9 protein-coding genes are annotated in these 14,624 nt (G+C 73.1%); 5 read left to right on the forward strand and 4 right to left on the reverse strand.

Annotated elements, in window-relative coordinates; translation table 11 throughout:
- Positions 1-24: 24 nt before the first annotated feature.
- The 3 genes from J4573_RS23640 to J4573_RS23650 form a co-directional block, all read right to left on the reverse strand.
- Complete coding sequence (locus J4573_RS23640; RefSeq protein WP_208257981.1) at positions 25-696, reverse strand: Crp/Fnr family transcriptional regulator; 672 nt, start codon at positions 694-696, stop codon at positions 25-27.
- A gap of 135 nt (positions 697-831) precedes the next feature.
- On the reverse strand, positions 832-4,707 hold the full coding sequence (locus tag J4573_RS23645) for a tetratricopeptide repeat protein (RefSeq protein ID WP_208257982.1): 3,876 nt from the start codon (positions 4,705-4,707) through the stop codon (positions 832-834).
- Entirely contained in the window at positions 4,704-5,198 is a 495-nt protein-coding gene (locus J4573_RS23650) for a hypothetical protein (RefSeq protein ID WP_208257983.1), read from the reverse strand. The genes J4573_RS23645 and J4573_RS23650 overlap by 4 nt, the downstream gene beginning before the upstream one ends.
- 190 nt (positions 5,199-5,388) lie before the next feature.
- Here J4573_RS23650 and J4573_RS23655 point away from each other — a divergent pair, with 190 nt between their 5' ends.
- The 4 genes from J4573_RS23655 (at position 5,389) to J4573_RS23670 (ending at position 11,310) form a co-directional block, all read left to right on the forward strand.
- Entirely contained in the window at positions 5,389-6,054 is a 666-nt protein-coding gene (locus tag J4573_RS23655; RefSeq protein ID WP_208257984.1) for an MBL fold metallo-hydrolase, read from the forward strand.
- Positions 6,055-6,194: 140 nt separating this feature from the next.
- Positions 6,195-8,183, forward strand: a complete 1,989-nt coding sequence (locus J4573_RS23660) for a protein-arginine deiminase family protein (protein WP_208257985.1) — start codon at positions 6,195-6,197, stop codon at positions 8,181-8,183.
- A gap of 2 nt (positions 8,184-8,185) precedes the next feature.
- Positions 8,186-8,947, forward strand: coding sequence for a HEAT repeat domain-containing protein (locus J4573_RS23665; protein WP_208257986.1), 762 nt, complete (start codon positions 8,186-8,188; stop codon positions 8,945-8,947).
- The gene (locus J4573_RS23670; protein ID WP_208257987.1) at positions 8,944-11,310 is read left to right on the forward strand and encodes a helix-turn-helix transcriptional regulator; all 2,367 of its coding nucleotides are present in this window, start codon (positions 8,944-8,946) and stop codon (positions 11,308-11,310) included. The genes J4573_RS23665 and J4573_RS23670 overlap by 4 nt, the downstream gene beginning before the upstream one ends.
- A gap of 53 nt (positions 11,311-11,363) precedes the next feature.
- On the opposite strand, the gene J4573_RS23675 is transcribed toward J4573_RS23670, so the two are convergent.
- Positions 11,364-12,704 (reverse strand): S8 family serine peptidase, encoded by a 1,341-nt coding sequence (locus J4573_RS23675; protein ID WP_208257988.1) that lies wholly within the window; start codon positions 12,702-12,704, stop codon positions 11,364-11,366.
- A 200-nt stretch (positions 12,705-12,904) separates the two neighbouring features.
- Between J4573_RS23675 and J4573_RS23680 the strand changes: the two genes are divergently transcribed.
- The gene (locus J4573_RS23680) at positions 12,905-14,623 is read left to right on the forward strand and encodes a S8 family serine peptidase (protein ID WP_208257989.1); all 1,719 of its coding nucleotides are present in this window, start codon (positions 12,905-12,907) and stop codon (positions 14,621-14,623) included.
- The last annotated feature ends 1 nt before the right edge of the window (position 14,624 follow it).

Consider the following 14,624-nt stretch of genomic DNA (forward strand, 5'->3'; position numbering starts at 1 on the left):
GCGCCGGTGCCGCGTACCTGCGGGTCAGGGGCGGCGGGTGAGCCGGTCCAGGACCTCCATCGAACGTACGCAGATCATGTTGCGCGACACCGCGAGCCCCTCCTTGACGCGGTCGTCGGCCAGGATCTGGGCGACCTTGCGCCGCCCCATCCCGGCCCACCGCCCGAGGTCCTGCTGGCTGACCGGGACCTGCACCACGGTCCCCTCCCCCTCCTCCGCGGGCGCGCCGAATCGGGCGAACAACCGCTTCAGCCGGGTTCCCAGGCGGTGCTCGGCGTCGTCGGGGAAGTGCGCGATCCGGAGTTCGTTGGCGTCGCGCAGCCGTTCGGCGAGCACCACGGCGACGGCCCACACCCACTCGGGATCGCCGTTCAGCACGGTGCGGAAGCGGTCGGCGGGCAGCACGACGGCCTGCACCGGGGTCAGCGCCTCCACGCTGGCCGCGCGGGCGCCGCCGTCCACCGCCTCCACCTCGCCGACCAGGTCTCCCGGGCCGAGTACGTCGAGGATGACGATCTCGCCGTCGCTCTCCGCCCACACCTTCACCGCGCCGGACAGCAGCACGTAGACCTGCGGCGAGCGGTTGTGCTCACGCATGAGGAACGCGCCCTGCCGGATCAGGACGGTGGTGCCCGCCTCCTCGATGGCCCTGCGCCCCGGCCCGGGCAACGCGTCCCAGAACGTGGTGATGTCCATCGTCGCCTCCACACGTCCAGTGAACGGGGCAGCACGACGATGGACTGCGTACGACGACACACGTCGGGCCGCCGTCTTTGATCATTCTGCTGGTCGTTCCGCCGGTCAGATGATCATTCTGCCGTCATGGCGTGATCATTCGACCGGCGGGCCCTCCTCGGTCTCCGCGCCCTCGGCCTCCAGCCACTTGTCGATGGCCCGCATCCGGCGGTTGCAGTCGGCGACGCCGGTGTGGTCGCCGAGCGCGAGATGGGACTCGGCCAGCCGTTCCAGGGCGAGCCGCTGGCCGCTGTGGTCGCCCATCTCACGGCGGATCACGATCTCGGTCATGAAGTGCTCGGCGGCGGCACCGTGCCGGTCCAGGCGCTGGCAGGCGCGGCCCATGGTGTGCAGGGAGTACGCCTGCTCGCGGGTGTCGCCGAGGTCGGCGGCCAGATCCAGCGCCCGCTTCCCGGTCTTGAGCGCCTCGTCCGGCTCGTCGAGGTCCAGGTAGATCGCGGCGAGGTGGACCACGGCGGTGCCCTCGCTGTGCCGGTCGCCGACCTCGCCGAGCACGCGCAGCGCCTCCAGCTCGGTCTCCAGCGCCTCCTTGGGCCGCCCGCTGCGGCGCAGCACGAGCGCGTAGGTGTCCAGGCCGGCGCCGAGGCCGTACCGGTCGCCGATCGCGCTGCGGATCCGCAGCGCCTGCTCGGCGGCGCGTTCGGCCTCGTCGTACAGGCCCAGGCGCAGGTACGTGCGGGCGATCGTGCCGAGCGTGCCGGCGAGCCCGCCCTGCGCGCCGAGCCGGTGGAACAGGTCGAGCGCCTCCAGCCCGAGGACGAACGCCTCCTGGTCGCGGTAGAGACGGCGCATGACCATGGCCAGGTGCTCCAGGTCGTGGGCCTCGCCGTGCTGGTCGCCGATCTCCCGGCGGATCTCCAGCGCGCGTACGAGATGCTCACGCGCCTCCCGGTAGCGGCCGAGCCGCCAGTGCACGATCCCGATCTGCGCCAGCGCCTCGGCCTCGCCGCTGCGGTCGCCGATCTCGCGGTGCAGCCGCAGCGCGTGCCCGCAGTAGGTGAACGCCTCGGCGAACTTGGCCGCGTCGCACATCAGCCGCGCCAGCGTGGTCAGCGCCCGCGCCTCGCCGTGCCGCGCGCCCAGCGTCCGGTAGGTGTGCAGGGCCTTCTCGGCGTCCTGCTGCGCGAGGTCGCGCAGGCCGAGCGAGGCGTACACCCGCGCCAGCTCGGTGAGCGCCTGCGCCTCGCCGTGCCGGTCGGCCAGTTCCTGGCGAATGTAGAGCGCCTCCAGCGCGTGCGAGACCGCCTCGTGGATGTCGCCCCGGCGGCGGTGCACCTGGGCGGTGGTCAGCAGGGTCTCGGCGACGCCGGGGATGTCGCCGATCCGGCGGCGGATCTCCAGCGCGCGGGCAGCGTGCTGGAGAGTGGCGTCGTAGGCGGCGACGCCGAGGTAGCTGCGGGCCAGCGTCTCGTGGCCGCGCGCGACGCCGCTGCGGTCGCCGAGCGCCTCGTGGATGGCCAGCGAACGGCGGGCGTGCTCGATCGCGGTCGGGTAGCGGCCCAGCGCGCAGTGCACGTCGGCCAGCGTCGCCAGCGCCAGCGCCTCGCCCAGGTCGTCGGGCGGGTCGGCGGAACGGAACCCGCGCCGCGCGTCCTCGCCGTAGCCGATGGCCTGCACCGAACGCCCCAGGTCGAAGTGCGCGACCGCCAGGTTGTGCAGCATGACCGCAGCGGCCGCCCAGTCCTCCTCGGTACGGGCCGCGCGCAGTCCCGCCAGGTGGACGGCGATGTTGTCCTCGCTGTAGCGGCGGAACTCCTGGAAGTCGAACAGCGCGTCCGCCAGCTCCCAGCACGTGCGGTGCAGGCCGAGCCGCGCCGCCAGGTGAACGGCGGCGACCAGGTTGCGGCGCTCGGCCTCGAACCACGCCAGGCTCCGCGCCCGGTCGTCGGGCGTCGGCGGCTGCGCGAGGGTCTCCACGCCTTCCAGTACGGGCCGCCGCCCGCGCACCAGCGATTGCCCCAGCTCCCGCGACTCGGCCAGATAACCGGCCAGCAGGCGCCGCTGCGCCGCGAGCCGCTCGTTGTCGGCGTCCTCGGTGAGGCCGCGTTCACGCGCGTAGTCGCGGAGCAGGTCGTGCATGCGGAACCGTCCGGGTGCCACGTCGTGCACCAGGTAGGCCTGCCGCAGCCCCTCCAGGCAGTCGCGCGCCTCCTCCAACGGCCGGTCCATGAGCGCGGCCAGCGCGGTCGCGGTGAAGTCCGGCCCGCCGATGAGGCCGAGGCGGCGGAACGCCTCGCGCTGATCCCGGCGCAGCCCCCGATAGGCGACCTCGAAGGTGGGGCTGAGCACGCCGTGCAGCCCGCCCGCCGGCAGGCCGGGAGGCGGCAGCGGCAGCATCCCCTCGGGAACGCTCGCCCCGTCGCGGTCGGCCAGCTCCCGTACGGCGTCGGCGATCGTCTCACCGGGGTTCTCCGCGAGCTTGCCCGCCATGATGCCGAGCGCCAGCGGCAGGAACCCGCACTCGCTGGCCAGCCGCACCGCCGCCTTGCGCTCGTCGCGGATGCGCGGGTCGCTGGGGCCCAGCACGGCGGCGATCAGGTCCACCGCCTCCTGCGTCGGCATCTCGCGCAGCTCCAGCGTCCGGATGTCGGCGCCGTCGAGCAGGTCCGGCAGCTGCCACCGGCTGGTCACCAGGACCAGCCCGACGCCCATGGCACTGAGCAGCGGCCGGACCTGCTCGGCCCCCGCCGCGTTGTCCAGGATCAGCAGCACGCGCCGGTCGGCCAGCAGTGAGCGGCACTGCGCGACCAGCTCGTCATCGGTGCGCGGCAGCTGGTCGCCGGGCACGCCGACGCCGCGCAGGACCAGGCCCATCGCCTCGGCCGCGGTGATCGGGGTACGCGTCGTGCCGCGCAGGTCGACGAAGATGACTCCGTCGGGGAAGCGCGCCGTGACGCGGTGTGCCCAGTGCAGCGCCAGCGTGGTCTTGCCGACGCCGGCCATGCCCTGCACGACGACCGCGCGCGGCAGTTCGGCCTGGGAGACCAGCAGGTCGAGCTTGCCGAGGCCGACCGCGCGGCCGGTGAAGTACGGGTTGTCGGGCGGAAGCCGCAGCGCCGACGCCCCTCCCCCGGCGTTCTCCAGCCGTACGGGCGCACGCGTGGCGATGCCGACGCCGCTCGACGACGCGCCGTTCATGCCGGCGCCGCCCGATCCGCTCCCGGCCAGCGCGACCAGGCCCGTGCCCGGCACCGCCGAGCCGTTGGTCCCGGCGTGCTCCAGCTCGCGCGCGACCTCCGGCCACTCGTCGCCCCAGGGGCTGGCCGCACGGCGCAGGCCCTCAGGGTCGGTGATGGTGAGCATGCGGCTGCGGTGCTCCATGATTCCCCGGGTGCGCCACAGCCGGAACCAGCGCACCAGCGTCTCCCGCGAGATCCCCGACCAGTTGGCCAGCTCGGCCTGGGTGAGGCGCAGCGGGATCTCCACGCCCTGGGACGTGGTCTCGCCGAAGCGGTGGGCCAGCTCCAGCAGGTGGTAGGCCAGCCGCTGCGGATGGTCGGCCGAGCGGACCGCGTGGCGCCGCCCGCCGTAGGTGCCGCCCTCGGCGATCGTGTGCATCACCGCGTCGGCGACCTGCGGGTTGACCGCCAGCAGGCTCCCGAACTGCCGGCGGTCGATGCGCAGCGCCACGACCTGGTCCAGCGCGGCCACGGTGCCGCGCTGCGGGTGCCCCCACGGCGCCAGGGCGCCGACCAGGTCGCCCGGCCCGAACAGATCGATGATCGACTCGTCGCCCTCGCTGGAGTCCACGAACTCCTTGGCGAGCGCGTTGGTGGTGTTCCGCGCCCCCGCGCGGAACACCACGTAGACCCCACTGGGTGCGACGCCCTGGTGGGTCAGCATCCCGCCCAGCGGGATCTCGGTGTAGCGCCCCATCGCCCGGAGCGCCTGCCGGTCGGTGACCGCCAGGAGGTCCCAGAAGCTGCCGGGGCGCACATCATGATCGATCACAGGGTCACCATCGCCATCGTCCAGAAGATGAACAGCACGGCGGTCACCACCCCCCAGACCACCGCCCGCCACGAGAGCTCGCTGCAGCGGTGGGCGGCGGCCAGCAGCTTGCGCAGCTCGCCGTCGCGCACCCGCGACTCCAGCGCCGTGTCCAGGCCGAACGGCCGCCACGGAACGCCCGGGTCGAGCGGTGCCCCCGTGTGGCCGCGCACGCTGCTGAGCGCCGCGACCATCGTCATGCGCACCCGGATCACCGTCCCCGCCGAGACGAGGAACGCGACCCCCGGAACCAGCAGGAGGAGCAGCGGCAGCGGATCGCGCACGCCGCGCTCGGCCAGCTGGGTCAGCACCCCGACCAGAACCATGACGAGCAGGACCCCGGCGATGACGGCGTCCTGTGCGCACACCCGTACCAGCGTCGTCGCGTGCCCGAGCATCTCGTCCGGGGAGTCCGCCTCACGCGCCGGGGCGGGGAACGTGTCCATCGCCATCGCGTCACCTCCTCTTCTAGGGCTCTTCTGACCTCACACTCCGATCGTGCGCGATGACCGTGTCCATCTTCGTCCGGTACGGCACGGACCGACTGCGTCTGGTGACGCATTTCGCCGTGCCGCCGTCCTGCGTGGACTCAGGGCCCGGATAGGGAAGGATGGAACGCGGACCACAGCGACGGGAGGACGCATGAGCTACAGCGGATACGTCGAGGTCGGCGGCAAACCGGACGTCCGGGAGCTGCCCGGTCTCACGATCACCAAGGTGGCGGTCGGCCCGTACGACAACAACGCCTACCTGCTCCGCTGCACCGCGACCGGCGAGCAGCTGCTCGTCGACGCGGCGAACGAGGCGTCCCGGCTCCTGGAGCTGATCGGCGACGGGCCGCTCGCCCGGGTGGTGACCACGCACCGGCACCAGGACCACTGGATGGCGCTCAGCGACGTGGTCCAGGCGACCGGCGCGCCCGTCGTCGCCCACCCTTTCGACGCCGAGGCGCTACCCGAGCCGGTCCTGGAGCCGGTCGAGAACGGCGACACGATCCGCGTCGGGCAGGCGACCCTCGAGGTCATCCACCTGCGCGGCCACACGCCCGGCTCGATCGCGCTGCTGTACGACGCGGGCGGCGAGCTCGCCGAGCGGCCGCACCTGTTCACCGGCGACAGCCTGTTCCCCGGCGGCGTCGGCAACACCTGGGGCGACCCGACCCGCTTCAAGCAGCTGCTCGCCGACGTCGAGGAGCGCGTCTTCGACCGCCTCCCCGACGCCACCTGGTTCTACCCCGGGCACGGCAAGGACTCCACGCTCAACCGCGAGCGCCCCTCGCTGCCCGAATGGCGCGAACGCGGCTGGTAGGAGCTCTTAGGAGGCGTGCGCGGTCCCGAATTCTCTCGCGGTGCCGGGGACCGACGTTCCAGCGGGTGTTCCAGTGGGGCGTCCAACCCCCGGCGCCATCGTGGCCGCATGAACACCGATGCGCGAGAGGGCCGATCGCCATGAGCGACAAGAAGGTGTGGGCCAAGGAGTGGGAGCGTTCCGGGGGCATCCTGCTGGCCAACCTCGACGTCAATCGGGTCCCGCTCCCGCAGGGCGACCGCAGCCAGTGCCTCGACCACATGAACGACACGGTCGAGGGCCCTGCCGACGAGGCCGAGCTGACGCGGCTCTCGCTCAACGGGCAGGGCCTCACGCTGCGGTTGTCGCCGTCGGACGCCAAGCGCGTGCGGGTGTTCAGGCGGGAGAACGGGACGTGGAAGCGCGTCGCCGGGCTCAGCGCGAGCGGGCCCCCGACCGACACGTGGGCGGTTCCGCCCGGCCCGGCGGACCTCACGATCGAGGCCACGACCCTGCCCGCGGCCGACTTCCCCGGGTCGATCGCGATCGGGTTCCGTCCGGACGAGGACCCGATGGTCTTCAGGGTCGCACCGCTGCTGTTCACCTCGAACCTCCACCGGGTCGAGAAGATCTTCATCCGGAGCGTGAAGGGCGACACCGACCGGGCGATCGGGGAGATCAAGGCCGCCCTGGCGGGCCTGCCCGTCGAGTTCGCGCCCGCCGAGATGGACGGCGGGCCCGGCGACGACCGTGACCTGTGGCTACGCGACGAGTTCGCGATCGGCTACTGCTGGGCTCCGCACGAGTGGATGCACGTCGTTCTGCAGCTCCCGCGCGAACCCGCCCCGGGCGAGCGGGACGTGCTGGAGGAGTGGGTGAAGCGTGAGCTGCCCGCCCCGCGGATGGGGCTGTTCCCCGGTCTCGACGAGCAGGGCGACAGCCCCAACTTCGGCGGCAATCTGGAGGTCTCGCCGCCGGTGCCGAAGACGACGGGCGCCCTGGACTGCGGACCGGCGGGAGCCGCGGTGCCGGAGCAGCCACCGGCCCCCTTCGGGAAGATCCTCCTCGGTGGCGGCCGGTCCCTGGTGTTCTCGATGGCCGCCGACGCCCTCATCGGGCTCGCCGCATGGCGGCCGGTCACGCGGACGGTGCGGGAGGCGTTCGCGCGGCACATGTTCACGCTCGGCCCCGACGACAAGGTCCGCGTCCAGTCCCTCCCGCGCGGCGGCTGGCGGATCACCGAGCCGTGGCGGCAGTTCGAGATCGTCGCGGCCGGGGGCGTGGCCCGGGTCTACGCCGTCCGCAGCATCTTCGACGACGTCCGCGGCTTCCTGGAGGCGCAGGGCGTCCAGCCGATCCTGCCGATCGACACCTCCTGGCTCGAGGTCGGGCACATCGACGAGGTCGTGACGACGGTCGCGGCGCCCGCGACCGCACGCGGCTTCGCGATGCCGGTGGTCTCCCCCGGGCTGGCCGTCGACCTGCTCACCGCGGCGCAGAACGTCCAGGACTCCGGGCCCGGCGGCGAGCACGCGCGGGTCACGGGCCTCTTCCACGGCCTGACCTGGGGCCAGGACCAGCCCGCGACCATGTCGGTCGACGAGGCGCTGCGCGTGCACCGCGAGACGAACGAGGACCTGCAGATCGGCAAGCTGATCCCGATCGAGCAGCGGCTCATCGACGGGCTGGCGCTCGATCCCGAGGCGATCGTGCGGCTCCCGGTCCTGTTCGCCTGGCTCCCGCTGCGCCAGACCGCGGCGTTCGGCGTGGCCTTCGACGGGATCCACAACCGCACGTTCGCGCTCACCCCGAACGTGGTGAACATGCTCGCGGTGGGAGATCACCTGCTGATCCCGCGCCCGCACGGCCCGCGGATGAGCCCGGCGGACGCCGAGACCGCGCTCAAGACGGCGGGCGTGACCGGCGCGGCGACCGGCGAGCCGCGGCTGCCGGTCGGCGAGGACGGCAGGGTCGACCTCTTCGAGGCGTGCACGTCGACCGTGCTCGCGCCCCTCGGCGTGACGGTCCACTACATCGAGACCTGGGACGCGTACCACCAGTACCTGGGCGAGCTGCACTGCGCCACCAACGTCGTGCGCAGGCCGCCCGAACTCGACCACGACGGCCCCTACTGGTGGGAGGTCCGGTAATCATGAGCACCGATGGCATCCCCGGTCCCGTCGTCTCCATCGTCGAAGACGGGCGCGTGCCCGATTCGGCCGTTCCCCTCGGGGGCAGGCGAGGTCCTGTCTCGCTGGCGCACGCGGCGGCGCGGTTCCGCCCCGACGCCCGTGCCCTCGTTCAGCGCTGGCAGACCGCTGAGGGCTGCTGGGGCGATCAGCGGCTGCAGATCGTGCTGCAGGCCGTCGCGCTGATGCGCGATCGAAAGGCGGTCGACGACCTGCTCACGCTGCTGCGCGGCGAGCCGGCGCCGTCGACGCGCGCTCTGGTGCTGGCCGCGCTCGGCGCCTTCGACCATCTGGGGCCGGTCCCCGCGCGGGTGTACGCCGACGTCGAGGACCGGCTCACGGCCGAGTCCGAGGACACGACGGTCCGGAGCGCGGCGGCGCAGTGCCTGGGCCAGTTCGGCAGTCCGGCCGCCATCGGCCCGCTGCTGAACGCGACGGAATCGCCCGACCCGGCGCTGCGCGGCGGCGCGATCACCGCTTTGGGCGATCTGGCGAGCTCGGCGGATCTCGGCCCTGACGACCTGCGCACGGTGGTCGAGGCGCTGGCGGGGATGCTGGCGGTCGAGACCGACGAGGGTCTGGCGCTCGACCTGGTCGGGGCGCTCGGCCGGCTGGCCCGCAAGGGACAGCCGGACGCGCTCGCGGCCCTGAGAGAGGTGAACGACCGCAACCGGGCCGTGCTCCGTGCGGCCAGGTACTTCCTGCCTCCCGCGGAGAAGCCATGAGCGTCTTCGTCAACCGCGGCCGTCAGCTCGCCGCGCTCCGGCAGGCGTTTCAGGACGCCGGGCCCGGCCGGTGCCGGATCGCGGTCCTCAGCGGGCCGCCCGGCATCGGCAAGACCGCGATGGCCGAACGGTTCGCCGCGACGGCCGTGAACGCGACCGTGCTGCGGGCCTGCGGCGCCGAAGAGGACACCGGACTCGCCTTCGGTCTCACGCACCAGCTGATCGGGTCGGCCGAGCCGGACACGTTGTACGAGGCGATCGAACGCAGCCAAGACGGCCCGGTCGTCGTGGTCGTCGACGACGCGCAATGGGCGGACCACCCGTCTCTGCAGGCGATCTGCTCGCTGCCGCGCCGCGTCCGGACCGCCTCGCTGCTCATCGTCATGATCGTTCGCGATCCTGGCGACCCCGGCCTCCCCGGCGCCGTCCACCGGATCCTCGGCGCCGACGGCACGCTGCGGATCGCGCTGACCGGACTCGACGAGGACGCCGTACGCGACCTGTGCGCGGAGCTGACCGGGCACCGACCGTCCCGGCGTGCCGCCCGGCGTCTGAGGCAGCACACCGAGGGCAACCCGCGTCACCTTCGCGCGCTGCTGGCCGAGGTCTCCCCCGAGTCCGTGGACGAACTCGACGTTCCCCTGCCCGTGCCCCGATCGGTCGCGGCACCGGTGCTCGCCGCCCTCGACGCCTGCACCCCGGCGGCGCAGGGCCTCATCGGCGCGACCGCGGTGCTGGACGAACGCTGTCCGCTGCATCTGGCCGCCGCCGTCGCGGAGGTCGCCGAGCCGCTGACCGCGCTCGAGGAGGCGATCGGGTCGGGACTGCTCGCCGAGGAGATCGGCACCGGGCACATCCGCTTCCGGAGCCCGCTGACCCGCGAGGCCGTCTACCAGGAGCATCTCGGTCCGGTCCGGCGCGCCGCCCTGCACGAACGCGCGGCGGCCGCCGTTCCGGACCGGGCCGCGCGGCTGTGGCACCGGGCGCGCAGCACGGTCGGACCGGACGCGGACCTGGCCACCGAGCTGGGCGCGCTCGGACACCGGCACGCGACCACCGGGCACTGGCCGGAGGCCGCCCGCTACCTGGGCGCCGCGGCCGGCCTCGCACCCGACGCCGCCGCTCGCGAACGGCTGGACCTGGAGGCCTCCGAGTGCCTGATCTCTGTCGGCGAGGCCGACCAGCACGCCCTGGCCAGGCGCCTGCACGAACTCGCCCCATCGCCCTGGCGTGACTACGTTCAGGCGCTGCTGGAACTGAACGCCGGGCGCATCCACTCGGCGGCGACGCTGCTCACCGAGTTGCAGCGTGCCTCCGACTCCGATGGGATCCCGCACGCGCGGATCAATGGCCACCTGAGGTTCGTGCGGCACCTCCAGCATCGAACGTGGTCCGCCGCCTCGCTCGCCGACCCGGACGACCTCGACGGTGTCCGCCGCCGCGTCATCGCCCATCTCCAGCGCGCCGAGCAACGGTGGCTGTCCGGCGACTGGGACGAGGCGCTCAGCGAAGGGAACGCCGGTGGCGCACTCGCCGCGGGCGGCGGGCAGGCCCTGCTCGTTCCGCTGTGCGAGGCGGGTCAGGTGCCGCTGCTGGCCGCACGCGGCGAATGGGACGCCGCGGAGGCGAGGCTGCGGGCCGCCCGCGACCGTCCCGCCGCCGAGACCGTCCCTCTCGTCTCGGCGGCGGTGGCGACGGCCGCCGCTCACCTGGCCGCCGCCCGCGGTGACGACGACCAGGTTCTGCGGGTCTCCCCCACGCTGCCGTCCGATCTCGTCGTGGACGCGCTGATCACGCTCGGGCGCCTGGACGAGGCCGAGACGGTGCTGGACCGGCTGCGGGCGAACGCCGTCGGACGCCCGCTGGAGATGGCCGCCGCCGCCCGGGTGCGCGGCGGCCTGCACGCGGCCCGCCGCGAGACCAGGCAGGCCGTCGCCGCGTTCGAGAACTCCCTCGATGTCCTCGACGGCCTGCGCGCCCCGTTCCTCACGGCGCTGACCAGGCTCGGCTTCGGCGCGTTCCTGCGGCGCGCGGGGCGGCGCGGCGCCGCGGCCGCGCACCTCGAACCCGCCCACGTAGGGTTCGAGGCACTCGGCGCGCGCCCCTACCTCGCACGGTGTGCGCGCGAGTTGGCGGCCTGCGGCCGTCCGGGCGGCGGACGTTCGGCGGGCGAGAGCTCCGTGGGGCTCACCGCCCAGGAGTCGGCCGTGGCCGGGCGTGCCGCCCGCGGCCTCACCAACCGCCAGATCGCCCGCGAGATGGTGATCAGCGTCAAGACCGTGGAGTACCACCTGGGCAACATCTATCCGAAGCTGCGGGTCCGCTCCCGTACCGAACTGGCGGTACGGATGGCCGGCGGCTAGCACGAGGACTCGCATCAAAGCTCGCATCACAGCTCGCATCGTTGCTCGCACGGCTAGCAGAAGGCGATCGCCTGGGCGGCCGACGAGCGGGCGTCCACCCGCCCGAAGCCGAACCGCTGGTCCTTGCCCGCCTCGCCGAAGTCCTCGACGGTGCCGAGCAGGATCGCGCGGGTGGCCCAGGCGTCGCCGCGCAGGCCCGGCTCGGCCGACTGGAGCAGCGCGACCGCGCCGGTGACGTGCGACGCCGCGACCGACGTGCCGTTGAACGCCGCGAGCCCGCCGCCCGGAACGCACGACACGACCTGCACCCCGGGGGCGACGAGGTCGGGCTTGTTGTAGGTGACCCGGGCGCCGAACCACGGCACCGAGTCCATCGTCTGCCCGCCGCTGAACCCGGCGACCGCGTCCAGCCGGTGGGAGGCGCCGACGCCGATGGCCAGGCCGTCGTTGCCCGGGCCGCCGCTCGTGCCGTGCCCCGCGTTCCCGATGGAGGCCACCAGCACCACACCGCTCTGCACCGTGTTCAGCACCGGAAGGTTCCACAGCGGTTCGTAGCCCGAGCCGCCCAGCGACATGTTGATGACGTGCACGCCCTGCCCGATCGCCCACTGCATGCCCGCGACGACCTGCGCGAACGTGCCCTCACCCCCCGGCAGCACGAGCGCCGACACCAGCCGGGCGTCCGGCGCCACCCCGATGTTGATGCCGCGCAGGGTGCGGCCGACGATCGTGCCGGCGGTGTGCGTCCCGTGGTCGACGGTGTCGTGCGGCGCGGACGGTACCGGCAGGCCGTGCGCGTCGAACTCCTGGAAGGCCGCCACCTTCCCCGCGAGGGCGGGATGGCTCGCGTCCACCCCGGTGTCGAGGTGGCCGACCAGCACCCCCTCGCCCCGCCCGAGACCTCCCCAGGTCTCGGGCGCGCCGATGCACGCCAGGCCCCACGTACTGCCGTCCACCGCCTCGGGGCTGTCCTCCAGGGGCGTTCGCAGGAAACGAGGAATCCGCAGGACGGGATTGGCCTCGACGCGCGCCACCCGTTCGTGCCGGGCCAGGGACTGCAGCTCGCTGCGCGTGCCCGTGACCACGATCGCGTCGGCGAGCCAGAGGCTGTGCGCCCCCGGCGCGGCCTCCAGCACGGGCGCGTGCGCCTCCGCGGTGTCGTTGCGCAGGTTCGCCCGGAACTGGTCGCCCCGGCCGTACCGCTCGGTGATCAGGCCCAGCAGCTCCGAACGGCGGGTGGCCAGCTGCTCGCCGCTCACCATCGGCCGCAGCCGCTCCAGCGTCTCGCGGCCCGGCTGGGGAGAGCGCGTCCGGACCAGCGCGACGACCTGGTCGTCGTCGCCGGCCGCCGCGAGCGTTTCCTGAAACCTCGCGCTGAGCTTGTTCGCCGCCATGTCTCCCCTTTCCTGGCCGCCACCGCCGAAGTTAGAGGAGAAAGCCGCGATCGGTCCCCGGTAAACGACCTAGGGATGTCCCTGGGTCGCCGGGAGAGCATTCCCGGGAAGACCGCCTGCGGCCATCCGATCCGGTTGACTGCCGAGAGGGCTGCCGTCACGGTCTCTGTATCAACCCCCTGCCTGAAAAGGATCAGATCATGCGGCACCGACCACAGCCGATCTATGCCGATCCGGGGACGGAACCAAAACTCCCGAAGAAGATATTCGCGCACGCCTCGCCGACGTCGATCGGCGGGCGTTCGCTGTTCGAGATGGACGACCTCACGGCCGAGACCGCCCTGGCGGCCGCCGCGCCGCACGACGTCATGCGCGACGCCGCCGCCGCGCTGGAGGAGGCGGGTTTCGACATCCTGCACGTGTGGCCGACGACCATTTCTTTCGCCGGGTCGCCGAAGCTCTTTGCCAGGGAGTTCAATTGCAAGCTGAAGGCGAAGGAAAGGCCGGTATCGCGAGATAGGTCCCGGCCCGACAAGGCCACGTTCATCGACTGCAAAAGGACCGATCAGTCGGGCCTGATCGACACCACGGGAACTCGTTACGCGGGCCTCATCGAAGGCATTGCGGTGGACGAGCCCAGGTTTGTCAGTCAGGAGTCCATTGCGCCCAAGACCGACTACTGGCACCTCAACGTTCCCGGTGACGTCTCCGGCGGATGCGGTGCCGCGCGCGCCCACCGGATCGGCCTCACCGGTCAGGGCGTCCGCGTCGTCATGGTCGACACCGGGTTCGAGGACCACCCGTATTTCGCTGCGCGTGGTTACAACATCCGGCCGGTGGAGGCCGGTCCCGGAGCGACCGCGCCGGACAAGGACGAATGCGGTCACGGCACCGCGCAGGCGGCGAACCTGCTCGCCGTGGCGCCGGGCGTCGAATTGACCATGGTCAAGATGCACGCGTCCAACAGCGTCGCCGCGTTCAACCACGCCGTGTCGCTGTCGCCCGACGTCATCAGCCTCAGCTGGGGCGGGGACCTGGCGGCCGAGCCGCTCAGCGCGCCGGACAAGGCGCTCGCCGCCGCCGTCGCGTACGCGGTCAAGCACGGGATCACCGTCGTGTGCGCGGCGGGGAACGGCGTCTTCGGCTTCCCGGCGCAGCATCCCGACGTCATCGCGGCCGGCGGCGCCTACATGGAGCCCGACCGGCGGCTGCGGGCCTCCGACTTCAGCAGCGGCTTCGAGAGCAAGGTCTACCCGGGCCGGAACGTGCCCGACGTGTGCGGGCTGGTCGGCATGCAGCCGACGGCCGCCTACATCATGCTGCCGGTGCCGTCCGGGTCCGAACTCGACCGCTACTGCTCCCTGGCGGGAGACGGGACCAAGGGCGGCGACGGCTGGGCCGCGCTCAGCGGTACGTCGGCCGCCGCCGCACAGATCGCCGGTGTGTGCGCCCTGGTCCTGGAGGCCAACCCCTCGCTGACGCCCGCGGAACTGCGCGACATCCTGCGGCGCACCGCGCGCGACGTCACCGAGGGACGCGGCGGCGACGCCACCCTCGGCCGCCCCGGCATGGGGCACCCGGCCGAGGTCGGCGAGGATCTCGCGACGGGCAGCGGCCTGGTCGACGCCTACAAGGCGGCCCTGGTCGCCAAGGTGAACGGCTACGGCGACCACTACAGCCCGTTCTACTCGATCAGAGTCGGCGGGCCCCGCCCGATGCCGGAGCAGCCGCCCCAGGCAGAAAGGCCGTCCACGCCGTCGCCGGCCTCACCGCAGCCGGCGCAACCGGCGCAACCGGTGACGATGTTCTCGGGCACCGGCGCCGCCCAGCCGCCGAACGCCTGGCCGACGTCCCAGGGCATGACGCGGATGGAGCGCGACCTGCTCATCAAGCTGATCATCGACGCGGACCTGGACTGAC

The organism is Actinomadura barringtoniae, from assembly GCF_017573505.1.
In the GTDB taxonomy this organism is placed as follows: Bacteria; Actinomycetota; Actinomycetes; order Streptosporangiales; family Streptosporangiaceae; genus Spirillospora; species Spirillospora barringtoniae.